This window comes from Saccharopolyspora sp. NPDC002376 (assembly GCF_053593195.1).
Window position 1 is genome coordinate 1 of sequence record NZ_JBSFBZ010000026.1, and the last position, 13,976, is coordinate 13,976.

Here is a 13,976-nt window from a genome sequence, read left to right on the forward strand (position 1 = left end):
GGCGCCTGGCTGTCCCTGGCCGCCCTGACCCACAACCTGATGCGCGCCGCAGGGACTCTCGCGTCGCGGTTTCACGCCAAAGCCCGCACCGCCACCCTGCGCCGGCACCTCGTCACGATCCCGGCCCGCATCGCCCGCTCCGCCCGCCGCATCGTGCTCCACCTCCCAGCCGGCTGGGCCTGGGCCGAGGCGTTCACCAGCCTGTTCACCGCCACCCACTCCCCACCGGCTGCGGCCTGACCCTGACCATCCCGCCCGAGGGCACCGACCGGAAACCACAGTGGATAAGCCGGACCACCAGGCCGGCAGACCCCGCACACCCACCACCAGCGTTGTTGATCAACATCCCCAGATCTTGATCAACAACCCCGCGCCAAAACCAGCTCGGTAGATCCGGGCTGGATGACTCAAAGGTGCCCTTCACCGCGGGTTGCGAAATCAGATGGTCCAGGTGTCGTTGCCGTGGAGGAGGCGCTGGAGGTTGACCGGCTTGGACTGCTGGGCCTCCGCGACCTGGGTTCTGGCCAGGTCGTCGTAGGTGGGTCGTTGGACTGCGCGGAAGATGCCCGTTACCGCTGGGCTCAGGTCCTGGCCGCCGAGGCGGGACAGGGCGAAGGCGTAGGACGGGTCCTCGCGGTTCGCGTCGTGGACCACCACTTCGGATTCGTCCACTTCGGACAGTTTGGAGACGCGGAAGCCGTCCGCGCCGGAGACCACGCCGTAGCGCTCGTCCTCCGGACCGAAGGTGATCGGCTCACCGTGCTTCAGCGAGACGATTCGGCGTTGCTTCTCGTCGTTGTCCTTCAACACGTCGAACGCGCCGTCGTTGAAGATCGGGCAGTTCTGGTAGATCTCCACCAGGGCGCTGCCGCGGTGTTCGGCCGCCGCCTTCAGGGTTTCCGTCACGCTCGCGCGGTCCGAGTCGATCACTCGCGCCACGAACGACGCCTCCGCGCCCAGCGCCAGCGACACCGGGTTGAACGGGTGGTCCAAGGAGCCCGCCGGCGTGGACTTGGTGACCTTGCCGACCTCGCTGGTCGGCGAGTACTGACCCTTGGTCAGGCCGTAGATCCGGTTGTTGAACAGCAGGATCTTGAGGTTCACGTTGCGGCGCAGGGCGTGGATCAGGTGGTTGCCGCCGATGGACAGCGCGTCGCCGTCACCGGTCACCACCCACACCGACAGGTCCGGTCGGCTGGTCGCCAGGCCGGTGGCGATCGCCGGGGCGCGGCCGTGGATGGAGTGCATCCCGTAGGTGTTCATGTAGTACGGGAACCGGGACGAGCACCCGATGCCCGAGATGAACACGATGTTCTCGCGCTTGAGCCCCAGCGACGGCAGGAAGCTCTGCACCGCGTTGAGCACGACGTAGTCGCCGCAGCCCGGGCACCAGCGGACTTCCTGGTCCGACTTGAAGTCCTTGGCCTTCTGCGGTTCGTCGGCGGCCGGCACTCCGGCCAACCCGCCCAGGCTCGGGATTCCCAGATCGGTGGTCGTCACGCGGACACCCCCTGCACAACATCGGTGAGCACGTTCTGCAGCTCCTCGGCTCGGAACGGCAGTCCCGCGACCTTGGTGTAGGACTGCACGTCGACCAGGTAGCGGGCGCGCAGCAGCATCGCCAGCTGCCCGAGGTTCATCTCCGGGACGATCACCTTGTCGTAGCTGCGCAGCACGTCGCCAAGGTTGCCCGGCATCGGATTGAGGTGGCGCAGGTGGGCCTGCGCGATGGACATCCCCTGCGCGCGCACCCGGCGGCAGGCCGCGCCGATCGGCCCGTACGACGAACCCCAGCCCAGCACCAGCACGCGGGCGTCACCAGACGGGTCGTCGACGGTGATGTCCGGGACCGGCACGCCGTCGACCTTGGCCTGGCGCAGCCGGACCATCCTGTCATGGTTGTCCGGGTCGTAGGAGATGTTGCCCTTGCCCTCGGCCTTCTCCAGGCCGCCGACCCGGTGCTCCAGCCCCGGCGTGCCAGGCACGGCCCACTCGCGGGCCAGCGTCTCGGGATCGCGCACGTAGGGCCAGAACTCGCCGGAACCGTCCGGCGCGTTGGGCTCGGTTGCGAACTCCACGCGCAGGTCGGGCAGCTGTTCGACGTCCGGTACCAGCCACGGCTCCGAACCGTTGGCGATCGCGCCGTCGGACAGCAGCAACACGGGCGTCCGGTAGGTCAGCGCGATGCGCACCGCGTCCAGCGCCGCGTCGAAGCAGTCCGCGGGCGAGCACGGGGCGATCACCGGCACCGGCGATTCACCGTTGCGGCCGTGCAGCGCCTGCAGCAGGTCCGCCTGCTCGGTCTTGGTCGGCAGGCCGGTGGACGGGCCGCCGCGCTGGATGTCGCACACCAGCAGCGGAAGTTCAAGCGTCACCGCCAGACCGATGGTCTCCGACTTCAACGCCAACCCGGGCCCGGACGTGGTCGTCACACCCAGCGCACCGCCGAACGAAGCGCCGAGCGCTGCGCCGACACCGGCGATCTCGTCCTCCGCCTGGAAGGTCGTGACGCCGAAGTTCTTGTGCTTGGCCAGTTCGTGCAGCACGTCCGAGGCGGGCGTGATCGGGTAAGTACCGAGGAACACCGGCAGCTCGCTGCACTGCCCGGCGGCGACGATTCCGTAGGCCAGCGCGGTGTTTCCGGTGATCTGCCGGTAGGTCCCGGCAGGCAGCGCGGCAGGCGCGACCTCGTAGGTCACCGCGAAGGACTCGGTGGTCTCGCCGTAGTTCCAGCCCGCGCGAAAGGCCAGCACGTTGGCCTCGGCGATCTGCGGCTTCGTGGCGAACTTCTCGCGCAGGAACCGCTCGGTGCCCTCGGTGGGCCGGTGGTACATCCACGACAGCAGCCCGAGGGCGAACATGTTCTTGCAGCGATCGGCGTCCTTCTTACCGAGCCCGGTGCCTTCCAGCGCGCCCTGGGTCAGCGTCCCCATCGCCACCTGGTGCACCTGGTAGCGGTCCAGGTCGTCGCCTTCGAGCGGGTTGCCGTCGTAGCCGACCTTGGTCAGGTTGCGCTTGCTGAACTCGTCGGTGTTGACGATCAGGATGCCGCCGTGCGGCAGATCGCCCAGGTTCGCCTTGAGCGCCGCCGGGTTCATCGCCACCAGCACGTCCGGTCGGTCGCCCGGGGTGAGGATGTCGTAGTCGGCGAAGTGCAGCTGGAAGCTGGAGACGCCCGGCAGAGTTCCGGCAGGGGCGCGGATCTCGGCGGGGAAGTTCGGCAGCGTCGCCAGGTCGTTGCCGAAGGCCGCGGCTTCAGAGGTGAACCTGTCACCCGTCAGCTGCATGCCGTCGCCGGAGTCTCCGGCGAACCGGATGACCACCCGGTTCAGCTTCTGGGCACCGTTGGTCCGGTGCCCGTTCGCGGTGCTCAACTTGATCCGTTCCCCTTCACCTGCAGGCAACGTCCATTCTGTGGCAAACGATACAGCCCCGTTCTTTATTCCGATCACAGCCCGACTCGAACCGATCACCTTCCGCACGCATCCGCACGTTCACCTCGAGCAACGGATCTTCATCGAAACGATCGAGTTCCGCATCGGCGCGCAGGTGGTGCCGCCTGTATCGACGTACCCGACACTCGACCACGACAGACAGCCGGCGGAAAATGTGACGTGCCCCATATCCGAGCGGCCGCCCACCGCGTATTCCCGAATTTCCCATGATTCGGGAACACGTTCGCCGAAGCGGCCTATACCTGCGGCGCCGGTCGTCCGCTTACATCACAGCCCTTCGCCCAGAAGTACCGGGTGGACGACACCGGCCGGCAGAAGCACTACTACGTCAACGAGAGCGTCGGCATCGCCTGCGGCATGTTCATCACCGCCCTGCACACCATGGGGCTGGCGACATTGCCCCACACGCCGAACCCGATGGGCTTCCTGACGAAGATCCTGGAGCGCCCGTCCAGCGAGCGGCCCCACATCCTGTTCCCGGTCGGCTATCCGGAGGACGGCCCCACTGCCGTGTATTGGCATACATCAAGTTGGGCACCCGCAGTCCAGGCGGACGCTGAGGTTCCGCCACGCAGAACGAGCGCGTCAGACAGGCTCTAAGAGGTGCGCGCCGGGCACCGAGGTGGTGCCCTGGAACGAGACGGTGACGAACGGGAACGGGGTGGGTGCGGTGGTCGACGAGGTCGACGTCGTGGTGATCGGCATGGGACCGGGCGGCGAGGAAGTCGCGTCCCGGCTGGCCCGGGCGGGGCTGTCGGTGGTCGCGGTGGAGTCCCGCCTGGTGGGCGGTGAATGCCCGTACTTCGCCTGCGTGCCGACGAAGATGATGGTGCGCGCCACCGATGCGCTGGCCGAAGCGCGCAGGGTTCCCCAGCTCGCCGGGCAGGCCGACGTGCGCGCGGACTGGACGCCGGTGGCCGACCGGATCCGCGACGAGGCCACCAACGACTGGGACGACGAGATCGCCGCGCAGCGCTTCGAACGCACCGGCGGTCGCCTGGTGCGAGGGTTCGGACAGATCACCGCGCCAGGCGAAGTGACCGTCGGCGACCAAGTATTCAGCGCGCGGCGCGGCATCGTGCTCAACCCCGGCACCGATCCCGCGGTGCCGCCGATCGACGGATTGGCCGGGAGTCCATATTGGACCAACCGGGACGCGGTACCGGCCCGCGAGGCTCCGGAATCGCTGCTGGTGCTCGGCGGCGGGCCGGTCGGTCTGGAGCTCGCGCAGGTCTTCGCCCGGTTCGGCACTGCCGTCACGGTGATCGAGGCGCGGCCCCGACTGCTGGCAGTCGCCGAACCCGAAGCATCCGAGCTGATCACCGAAGTGCTGCGCGCCGAAGGAATACAGGTGCACACCGGCAACGGCGTGGAGCGCGTCAAGCACGACGACCAGTTCGAGGTGGAGCTGGCCGGCGGCGAACAGCTCACCGCGCAACAGCTTCTGGTGGCCACCGGCCGCCGCACCGATCTGCGCGCGCTGGGCGTCAGCTCGGTCGGACTGGACGAGAAATCGCGCACCATCCCGGTCGACGAGCGCATGCGCGCCGCTGAGGGGATCTGGGCGATCGGCGACGTCACCGGTCGCGGCGCGTTCACCCACACCTCGATGTACCAGGCACGCATCGCAGCGGCCGACATCCTCGGCCAGGACGGCGAGACCGCCGACTACCGGGCGATGCCCTCGGTGATATTCACCGATCCCGAAGTCGCGACCGTCGGACTGACCGAAGCCCGGGCGCGCGATGCCGGAATCAACGTGCGCACCGCGACCACGCGGATCCAGGACTCCACGCGCGGGTTCATCCACAAGGTCGACAACGGCGGGATCATCAAACTCGTCGCCGACGCCGAGCGCGGTGTTCTCGTCGGCGCGACCGTCGCCGGGCCCTACGGCGGCGAGATCATGGGCGCGCTCGCGGTGGCCGTGCACGCCGAGGTCCCAGTGTCGAGCCTCCGCAGGATGATCTTCGCCTACCCGACCTTCCACCGAGCCATCGAATCCGCCCTCGCCGACCTCGACGTCTAGGCCACAGTTTCAATTGAAACTGTAGATATCAGGTTCAGCGGCCGCCGCGGGCTTCGCGGCGGCGGCGCTTGCTGGCGTACATGTCCCGGTCCGCCATGTGCAGCAGGGCGTCCGGGGCGATCGACGGGTCCGAGGTGACCGTGTAGCCGACGCTGGCGCGCAGGGTGGCGGGCATTCCGTGCACCACGATGTCGGTGTTCATGTGCGCCGCCACGCGATCGCGGAGCGCCTCAGCGGCTGCCTCGTCTGGTAGCAGGCTGACCACCACGAACTCGTCGCCGCCGATGCGCGCGACCGTGTCGCCGGCACGCACCGCCAGCTGGATCTCGCGCGCGGCGGCGATCAGCAGCTGGTCGCCGACCGCGTGGCCGTAGCGGTCGTTGGCCGGTTTGAGCTGGTCGAGGTCGGCCAGCACCACCGCCAGCACCCCGTTGCCGCGCGCGAGCTGCTGGAGCCCGTGGTCCAGGCGGTCGGCGAGCAGGGCGCGGTTAGCCAGCCCGGTCAGCGGGTCGTGCAGCGCCAGGTGGGCCAGGTGGGCGTCCATTAGTCGCTGCTCGCCGATGTCCTCGTACTGGCTGACCACGTACGCCGGTGATCCGTCGGCGCCGGGCACCGTGGTCGCCCGGATCAGCACCCAGATCGGGCGGCCGTCCTTGTGCCGGTAGCGCTTCTCCAGGTTCACCGAGTCGACCAGGCCCAAAGCCATGTCCTGCAGCGCGGCGGCGCCCTCCGCCTCGTCGTCCTCGTAGGTGATGTCGGCGAACGACGACATCGACAGGATCTCCTCGCGCGAGTAGCCGAGCATGGTGCAGAGCGTGTCGTTGACCGCCGTCCAAGAACCCTTCAGGTCCAGCAGCGCCATCCCGATCGGCGCATTGGCGAAGCTGCGCTGCCACAGCAGCTCGGCCTCCCGGCGCTGGGTGATGTCCTGTATCTGGGCCAGGAAGCAGATCGGGTTCCCGCGGGCGTCGCGGATGAACGAGCGGGCCACCAGCGCCCAGATCAGGCTCCCGTCGGAGCGGACGTAGCGCTTCTCGATGATCTTCTCGGACTCCACCAGCCCTTCGTCCTCGATGTCGTCCGGGTGCGTGACCTCGCGATAGTCCAGCCCCTCCAGCTCCTCGGGCCGGTAACCGAGCAATCTGCACAACGCGGCGTTGACGTGCAGGTAGCGGCCCTGCAAGTCGAGGATGGCCATCGCCGCGGCAGCTTGGTCGAAGACGAGCTGCCAGGGCAGACCGGCAGCGCCGCTCGGCTCGGGTGGGGACATGAGAACCGAACCATAGCCGGAGGACCTGCCCCATGCAGCGAGTGGTGAGTCAGACGTCGCCGATGTTCAAGGCCAGCAGCCTGTCCAACACCGCAGGTGAGGCTTTCACTCCGTCGTGCTCGTATTCGTTGGTTACCCACACCCGAGCTCCCCGCACCTGCTCCGCGGAGGCCAGCGCGTGGTCGCGGTCGACGAACATGTCGTCGTGGTAGACGGCCGCGGCCACCGGGACCTCGTTGCGGGCCAGCTGGTCGAGGTCGTAGAGCGCGGGCCAGTTGCTCTTGGCGGCGAGCAGGTCGGCAGCCTCGCGCAACGGCACCAGCGACGGGTCCTGCTCGAACAGCCAGGGGTAGATCATCTCACCGGTGAAGTTGACCCGGTCGGCGGTGGTCCAGTCGAACTCGGGGAACTCCTCGCGCACCCGGTGCGCCGACCACTGCGACGCGGTGCCCTGGCAGTAGATGGACTCGTGCAGCACCGCGTAGAGCGGCCGCGTGGCGAAGGAGACCGCCGCGTCCACCCCGCGCAAGAACGTGTCGGAGAGCGCGTCGCCGATGAACGCCTCTTCCAGCAGGTAGTGCAGCGCGTCGAACTGCGAGGCCTGGCCGAACTGGATGCCCGAGGTCTGGAACCGCTCCGGAGTCAACAGCTCCCCCGCCGGCATGATCACCTCGTGCTCGGCGAGGTGCTCGACGATCCGCCGCGCGATCTGGGCGTCCTGCGGGTAGCGCGCGAAGTAGTCGTCGTTCTTGCTCAGCGTGCGCGGGTAGGCCGCGCGGTAGACGTCGTCGGCGTGGCCGGTCAGGGTCGGGATGCCGCCGGTGATCAGCACCTGCCGCAAGCCCCGCGGCGCGAGCGACAGATAGGTCAGCGCGCAGAACCCGCCGAAGCTCTGCCCCAGAACCGACCACGGCTCGTCGCCGATCAGCTGCGCGCGGACCGCTTCAGCGTCGCGAACGATCGAGTCGGCGCGCAACAGGCTGAGGTGTTCGGCCTGCTCCGCCGGGGTCAGCCCGGCCAGGCTCTGGCGGTTCGCCGGCGTGCTGCGCCCGGTGCCGCGCTGGTCGAGCAGCAGCACCCGGTAGTCCTGCAGCGCGCGACCCAGCCACGCGCTGGTGCTCAGCGGCCGTTCCGCCTTACCGCCCGGCCCGCCCTGGAGGTAGACCAGCCACGGCAGCTGCTGATCCTGCTTGGCGGGCGCGACCACCTCCCTCCCGAACACCTCGATCTCCTCGGAACCCGGGTCGTCGTGGCGCAGCGGAACCCGGAACACGTGGTCCCGAGCAACCAACCCCGGACGGCGGTAGGTGACGGACATGTCAACTCCTCCAAAGTGGACGTCGTGAGCGCTGATGATCGTAAGAACCACCATCGCCGATCACGACGTAGAAAGTCGATCAACCACGGTGCGTTACCCTCTCGGTCACCGATTGAACAGAGCGCGGGGTGTGAGGGCATGGCGGGGACTTCGGTGGGTCGCGCCGTCGAGCAGATCCGGCAGATGATGCGCAGCCAGGAGTTGTTGCCCGGGCAGCCGCTGCGGCAAGAAGCTCTCGCCGAACGGCTGGGCGTCAGCCGGGTCCCGGTCCGCGAGGCCTTGAAGGCACTCGAGGCCGAAGGCGTGGTCCGCCACCAGCCGAACGTCGGTTACACCGTGACCCGCTTGTCGTCGGAGGAACTGCGGCAGGCCTACCTGATGCGCGGGGCGCTGGAAGCGGTCGTGCTCCGCGAGCTGCCGCGGTTGAGCACGGCGCAGATCGTCGAGCTGAGCGAGCTCAACGACCAGATCGCACAGGCGGCCGACGAGGTCGACGTACTGCGGATGACCGAGCTCAACCACGACTTCCACTTCGTGATCTTCCGAGCTTCAGGGCTGCGACTGGTCGTCGACGAGATCGAGCGGATCTGGAAGATGACCGAGGCGTACCGCTCGGTGTACCTCTACGACGAGACGGCACGGCGCCGGATAGTCCGCGAACACCGCCAGCTGATCAACGCCCTGCGCCGCGGCCACACCGAAAAGGCCATCGGCATCATGGATTCCCACCGCGACGCCACCCCGGCCCAACTCGCCGCAACCCTCCCCCGACCGAGCTGACACCCGGCGAACCTCCCACGATTTCAATGGAAATTGGATGTCTGAAATCGCGTGGGTTACCCCCGGTCGGGACTCAAGCTGGGACTCCGCCGCGGGCCCTGGCGGAGGTTTCGGAGCCGGAGCGAGTCAGGGATATTGCATTCAATTTTGTATGGACTGGGAAGAGGTGGCATGCCAGACTCGGCTGGATTTCTTCTAGGTCGGAGGGGTGGACATGGCGGACCTCGAGTACCAGGTCAAGGATGGGATCGGGACGATCCTGCTCAACCGGCCAGGGCGGAAGAACGCCTTCACCATGGAGATGATCGACCAGTGGGCTGCGGCCATCCGGTCCGCTCGGTTCGATCCCGAGGTGCGGGTGCTGGTGCTCACCGGTGCTGGTGATGCGTTCTGCTCTGGCGTCGACCTGGACGACTTCACCGCCGGCGAGAAGGCCGTGCTGGACCACAAGACGATCCTGACCGAGCGGATCCACCAGGTCGCGTTGGCGTTGGAGGACTTCGACAAGCCGGTCGTCGCCGCGGTCAACGGCGTCGCCGTGGGTGCGGGCATGGACATGGCGCTGATGTGCGACATCCGGTTCGTCGGCGAGTCCGCGCGGATGTCCGAGGGTTACGTCCGCATCGGTCTGGTGCCTGGCGATGGCGGTTGCTACTTCCTGCCGCGGCTGGTCGGCACCGCCAAGGCGCTGGAACTGCTGTGGACCGGTGATTTCGTGGACGCCGCCACCGCGGTGGAGCTCGGCATCGCCAGCCGCAGCTTCCCCGACGACGAGTTGATGGAGCAGACCTACGCCTTCGCACGGCGTCTCGCGGACGGTCCGCCCGTGGCCATCCGGGCGATCAAGCGGACCGTTTACCAGTCGGCGCGCACCGATCTGCGGACCTCGCTCGACCTGATCTCGTCGCACATGGCCGTCGTTCAGTCCACTGAGGACTCGGCGGAGGCGATGCGCGCGTTCAAGGAGAAGCGCACCCCGAAGTTCCACGGTCGGTGACCACCGTGGACGGGGTGCTGCACCCGCGCGCGGTGGCGGTCGTCGGGGCTTCCGAGCGTTCCGCGATGGCCGGCCGGTTGACCCGCTACCTGCGCGATTTCGACGGTCCGGTCTACCCGGTGAACCCGAACCACCAGCAGGTGCACGGCCTGCCCTGCTACCCGTCGCTGCTGGAGCTGCCCGGGCCGGTGGACCTGGTGCTCGTGATGGTCCCGGCCGCGCGGGTACTCGCGGTGGTCGAGGAGGCCGGGCGTGCGGGCGCGTCCTGCGCAGTCGTGCTGTCCTCGGGGTTCGCCGAGGTCGGCACGGAAGGGCGCGCGTTGCAGGAGCAGCTGGTCGAGGTGGCCCGGCGCTACGACCTGCGGGTCATCGGGCCGAACTGCCAGGGACTGCTCTACCGTCCGACCGGTTTGGCAGCCACGTTCACCGCCGCCGCGGACGGGGAGCAGGCGCCGGACTCCGGGATCGCCTACGTCGGGCAGAGCGGGGCGCTGGGCGGCAGCTTCCTGGGCATGGCCGGGGATCGCGGGATCGGGCTCACCGCCTGGATCAGCGTCGGCAACCAGGCCGACATCACCGCGACCGACGCGGCCGAACTGCTGGTCGCCGACCCGAACGTCCGCGTGCTCGCGTGCTACCTGGAAGAACTGCCCGGCGGAGCTCGGTGGCAGCGGCTCACCGCGCAGGCCGCTGCGCTCGGCAAACCCGTCGTCGTCCTGCGTTCTGGGCGTTCCGCCGCAGGTGAACGGGCTGTCGCCTCGCACACCGGTGCGCTGGTCCGCGCGGGCACCGCGTTCGACCTGGCGACCCGCGAATCCGGTGCGATCCAAGTGGACGACCTGGACGAACTGCTGGACACAGCGGTGGCGCTAACCGCAGAGCCCCGGCCGCGCGGCCGGCGAATCGGGGTGATCACCAGTTCCGGTGGGGCCGGCGGGTTGGCCGCTGACCAGGCCGAACCTGCCGGGCTGGTGCTGCCGGAGTTGGACTCGGCGACTCAGGCCGTGCTGACGCCGCTCATCCCGGCGTTCGGCAGCGCGGTCAACCCGGTGGACGTCACCGCTCAGGTCATCGACGACGCCGGACAGTTCGGCGCGGTGTGCGACGCGGTTGCCGCGTCCGATGAGGTGGATGCCGTGCTCGTGGTGCTGACCACCATCGGCGGTGCGGCAGCGTCGGAGGTCGCCGAGTCGATCCTGCGGGCTGCCAAGCGCAGCACCAAACCGTTCGTGGTGGCGTGGTTCTACTCGCACGAGCAGATCGCAGAAGCCGGTTCGATGTTGCGCCGCAACGGGATCTCGGTGCTGGGCACGACCACCGCCGCGCTGCGGCTCATCGCGCACCTGGTACCTCACGGACATAGCCGGACTGAACCGGCAGCACCCCGTGGTCTGGCACGTTTCCTCGACCGCCCTGAGCTCGCAGAGGCTGAGGGCGCGCAGCTCCTCGACGCGCTGCAGGTCGGCAGGCCGCGCGGGCGTGTGGTCGTCGATCCCTCCGATGCCGCTGTGGTCGCGCGGGAGTTCGGCGACGAGGTCGTGCTGAAGGTCCAGTCCCCTGATCTGGCGCACAAAAGCGACGTCGGCGGCGTTCTCGTCGGCGTCTCCGCGGAACGTGCGGACAGCGCGGCGCGCGACATGCTCAACGCCGTCGCGGCGAACGCTCCGCATGCGCGCATCGACGGTGTACTGGTCCAGGAACTGGTTCCGCCAGGCGTGGAGCTGCTGGTCGGCGTGCAGGGCAGCGAGCACGGCTATCCGCCGGTGGTGACTGTCGGAATGGGCGGGACCACGGCCGAACTCCACCCGGACGTCGTGTCGGCACTCGGACCGGTCGACGCCGAACACGCGGTCACGCTCCTGCGAGAGCTGCGCGGATGGCCGCTGCTGGACGGGTTCCGCGGTCGCCCGCGCTGCGATGTCGATGCAGCTGCTGCGGCGATCGCGTCGATCTCGCAAGCTGCCGTCGAACTCGGCGAGGAACTGGGCGAACTCGAGATCAACCCGCTCGTGGTCCACCAGACCGGCGCAGTTGCCGCTGATCTGGTCGCGCGGAAGGAGGCGCCGTGAATCCGTTGGCCGAACTGCGCCAAGAGGTGCGGGAGCTGTGCCGCGAGTGGCGGGAGGCGGGCCGGTACCGGCCGAGGCCGGACGCCTGGTTGCGGTCGTTCGACCTGGACTTCAGCCGGGAACTGGCCGAACGCGGCTGGCTGGGCATGACCTGGCCGCGCTCGGTCGGCGGCGGCGAGCGGTCCAACCTGGCGCGTCTGGTGCTCACCGAGGAACTCCTGCGCGCGGGTGCTCCGGTGGCCGCGCACTGGATCGGCGACCGGCAGATCGGACCGTCGATCCTGCGGCACGGAACCGCTGAGCTGCAGCAGGAGATCCTGCCGGGCATCGTCGCCGGGGAGTTCGTGTTCTGCCTGGGCATGAGCGAACCGGACGCGGGCTCGGATCTCGCCGCGGTCCGCACCACCGCGAACCGCGTGCCGGATGGCTGGCGGATCGACGGCCGCAAGATCTGGACCAGCCACGCGCACCGCGCCACCCACGCCTACCTGTTGGCGCGCAGCGAGAAGTCCGAGGTCAAGCACGCGGGGCTGACCGAGTTCGTGCTGGACATGAGTGCGCCCGGGGTGTCGGTGTCGCCGATCGTGGACATGGCCGGGTCGCACCACTTCAACGAGGTGGTCTTCGAGGACGTCTTCGTCCCGGAGCACCGGGTGATCGGCGCGGTCGGCAACGGCTGGCAGCAGGTCACCGAGCAGCTCTCCTACGAACGCGGCGGACCGGAGCGAGTGCTGTCCACCTACCCGGTGCTGGCCGAACTGCTGGACATCGCTGACGAGGGCCTGGCAGCGGAAGTCGGTGAGCTGGTCGCGCGGTTGGCCACGCTCCGCGCGTTGTGCGTGCAGATCGCGGAATCACTGGACGCCGGCGAAGCACCGGTTCAGGCTGCCGCCACCCTGAAGTTCCTCGGCACCGCATTCGAGCGGGACGTCCTCGAATGCGCTCGGCGGGCAAGCGAATCCGGGGTCATCTCACCGGAGAGCGCGCTGGGCGAAGCGATCCTCGCCTCGCCGGGGTTCAGCATCCGCGGTGGTTCCTCCGAGGTGCTGCTGTCCATCCTCGCCAAGCAGGAGGCACGACGTTGAGCTTGATCACCGAAGTCGCCGCCGACGTGCTGTCCGGAGTCGATCCGCAGGCAACCGGGCTGCACCCGGTGTGGTCGACGATGGTGGAACTGGGCTGGCCGCAGGTCGGTGTGGACGAGTCGCGCGGCGGGGTCGGCGGAAGCCTGCACGACCTGACCGAGCTCGTGGCTGCGACGGCGGCGCACGGGGTGAGCGCGCCGTTGGTGGAGATGTCGGTTTCGCGCTGGATCCTCGGCTCAGAACTGGAAACCGCTCCCCTGGTCGTCGCCACCACCGATGCGGCTGCCGTGCCGTGGGCGCGCTACGCCAGCCACATCGTGGTGTGCCCGGAACGGGATCCCGCTTTCCTCGTCGAGCGCGGCGAAGTCGAGCACGGCGAGAACCTGGCAGGCGAACCCCGCGACGCGCTGCGGCTGTCCGGAGCGACGACTCCCCTGCCGAACGCGCCTTCATACGAGGACGTGCTCGCTCGCTTGGCGCTGCTCAACTCCGCTGCGCTGCTCGGCGCAGCACGCGGGGCGTACGAGCACACGCGCGAACACGTCACCCGACGCGAGCAGTTCGGCCGTCCGCTCGTCGCGCTCAAGGCCGTGGCCAATTCGCTGGCGGAAATGCGCGTTCACCTCGTCGCCACCGAAGCTGCCGTGTCCCGCGCTGTGCACGCGCAGAATTCCGAGCGAGCACTGGTCGCGACGGCGGCAGCGAAGATCACCGCAGCGAGAACGGCCACCAGCATCGCGCGGACGGCGCACCAGTTGCACGGCGCGATGGGCGTGACGCGGGAACACCCGCTGCACCACGTCACCCGCAAGTTGTGGGCGTGGCGGGACGAATGCGGCACCGAGCGGAACTGGTCGACACGCCTGGGACGAACGGCGCTCGCCTCCGACGAATCAGCGCTCTGGGACCAACTCACCGCCTGAGCGGTGGAATTCAGGGGGTTGCGGCCGGGTTCAAGCCGTATCCTAGTTTC

The 13,976-nt window shown here is 68.7% G+C and carries 11 protein-coding genes and 1 pseudogene; 8 read left to right on the forward strand and 4 right to left on the reverse strand.

Annotation, left to right across the window (positions count from 1 at the left end):
• Positions 1-240: pseudogene (locus ACWCO2_RS18570) on the forward strand (IS1380 family transposase); the annotation flags it as partial.
• Between the two features lie 198 nt (positions 241-438).
• Here the strand turns inward: ACWCO2_RS18570 and ACWCO2_RS18575 are convergent.
• On the reverse strand, positions 439-1,500 hold the full coding sequence (locus ACWCO2_RS18575) for a 2-oxoacid:ferredoxin oxidoreductase subunit beta (protein WP_450128969.1): 1,062 nt from the start codon (positions 1,498-1,500) through the stop codon (positions 439-441).
• Entirely contained in the window at positions 1,497-3,374 is a 1,878-nt protein-coding gene (locus ACWCO2_RS18580) for a 2-oxoacid:acceptor oxidoreductase subunit alpha (protein ID WP_450128970.1), read from the reverse strand. The genes ACWCO2_RS18575 and ACWCO2_RS18580 overlap by 4 nt, the downstream gene beginning before the upstream one ends.
• A gap of 375 nt (positions 3,375-3,749) precedes the next feature.
• Between ACWCO2_RS18580 and ACWCO2_RS18585 the strand changes: the two genes are divergently transcribed.
• The gene (locus ACWCO2_RS18585; protein WP_450128971.1) at positions 3,750-4,055 is read left to right on the forward strand and encodes a hypothetical protein; all 306 of its coding nucleotides are present in this window, start codon (positions 3,750-3,752) and stop codon (positions 4,053-4,055) included.
• A gap of 43 nt (positions 4,056-4,098) precedes the next feature.
• A complete protein-coding gene (locus ACWCO2_RS18590) occupies positions 4,099-5,484 on the forward strand; it encodes a dihydrolipoyl dehydrogenase family protein (RefSeq protein ID WP_450128972.1) in 1,386 nt (461 codons plus the stop codon).
• A gap of 34 nt (positions 5,485-5,518) precedes the next feature.
• Here the strand turns inward: ACWCO2_RS18590 and ACWCO2_RS18595 are convergent, their stop codons facing one another.
• Together ACWCO2_RS18595 and ACWCO2_RS18600 are read right to left on the reverse strand one after the other, a co-directional pair.
• Positions 5,519-6,754, reverse strand: coding sequence for a PAS domain S-box protein (locus ACWCO2_RS18595; protein WP_450128973.1), 1,236 nt, complete (start codon positions 6,752-6,754; stop codon positions 5,519-5,521).
• A gap of 49 nt (positions 6,755-6,803) precedes the next feature.
• Positions 6,804-8,072 (reverse strand): alpha/beta fold hydrolase, encoded by a 1,269-nt coding sequence (locus ACWCO2_RS18600; protein ID WP_450128974.1) that lies wholly within the window; start codon positions 8,070-8,072, stop codon positions 6,804-6,806.
• Between the two features lie 138 nt (positions 8,073-8,210).
• On the opposite strand from ACWCO2_RS18600, the gene ACWCO2_RS18605 reads away from it, so the two are divergent.
• The 5 genes from ACWCO2_RS18605 to ACWCO2_RS18625 all read left to right on the forward strand — a co-directional run bounded on the left by ACWCO2_RS18605 (position 8,211) and on the right by ACWCO2_RS18625 (position 13,926).
• Positions 8,211-8,852 (forward strand): GntR family transcriptional regulator, encoded by a 642-nt coding sequence (locus ACWCO2_RS18605; protein WP_450128975.1) that lies wholly within the window; start codon positions 8,211-8,213, stop codon positions 8,850-8,852.
• 214 nt (positions 8,853-9,066) lie between these two features.
• Positions 9,067-9,849 (forward strand): enoyl-CoA hydratase/isomerase family protein, encoded by a 783-nt coding sequence (locus ACWCO2_RS18610; protein WP_450128976.1) that lies wholly within the window; start codon positions 9,067-9,069, stop codon positions 9,847-9,849.
• Positions 9,846-11,918, forward strand: coding sequence for an acetate--CoA ligase family protein (locus ACWCO2_RS18615; protein WP_450128977.1), 2,073 nt, complete (start codon positions 9,846-9,848; stop codon positions 11,916-11,918). Before ACWCO2_RS18610 ends, ACWCO2_RS18615 begins: the two co-directional genes overlap by 4 nt.
• Positions 11,915-13,003 carry an acyl-CoA dehydrogenase family protein gene (locus ACWCO2_RS18620; RefSeq protein WP_450128978.1) on the forward strand — a complete coding sequence of 363 codons (1,089 nt, stop codon included), beginning with the start codon at positions 11,915-11,917 and terminating at the stop codon, positions 13,001-13,003. The genes ACWCO2_RS18615 and ACWCO2_RS18620 overlap by 4 nt, the downstream gene beginning before the upstream one ends.
• The gene (locus ACWCO2_RS18625) at positions 13,000-13,926 is read left to right on the forward strand and encodes an acyl-CoA dehydrogenase family protein (RefSeq protein WP_450128979.1); all 927 of its coding nucleotides are present in this window, start codon (positions 13,000-13,002) and stop codon (positions 13,924-13,926) included. Before ACWCO2_RS18620 ends, ACWCO2_RS18625 begins: the two co-directional genes overlap by 4 nt.
• Positions 13,927-13,976: the final 50 nt, after the last annotated feature.

What these genes read in the sequence shown, in the direction of transcription:
- ACWCO2_RS18595 (WP_450128973.1), bottom strand. Translation starts at nt 6,754, where the DNA reads ATGTCCCCACCCGAGCCGAGCGGCGCTGCCGGTCTGCCCTGGCAGCTC.
- ACWCO2_RS18600 (WP_450128974.1), bottom strand. Translation starts at nt 8,072, where the DNA reads ATGTCCGTCACCTACCGCCGTCCGGGGTTGGTTGCTCGGGACCACGTG.
- ACWCO2_RS18605 (WP_450128975.1), top strand. Translation starts at nt 8,211, where the DNA reads ATGGCGGGGACTTCGGTGGGTCGCGCCGTCGAGCAGATCCGGCAGATG.
- ACWCO2_RS18610 (WP_450128976.1), top strand. Translation starts at nt 9,067, where the DNA reads ATGGCGGACCTCGAGTACCAGGTCAAGGATGGGATCGGGACGATCCTG.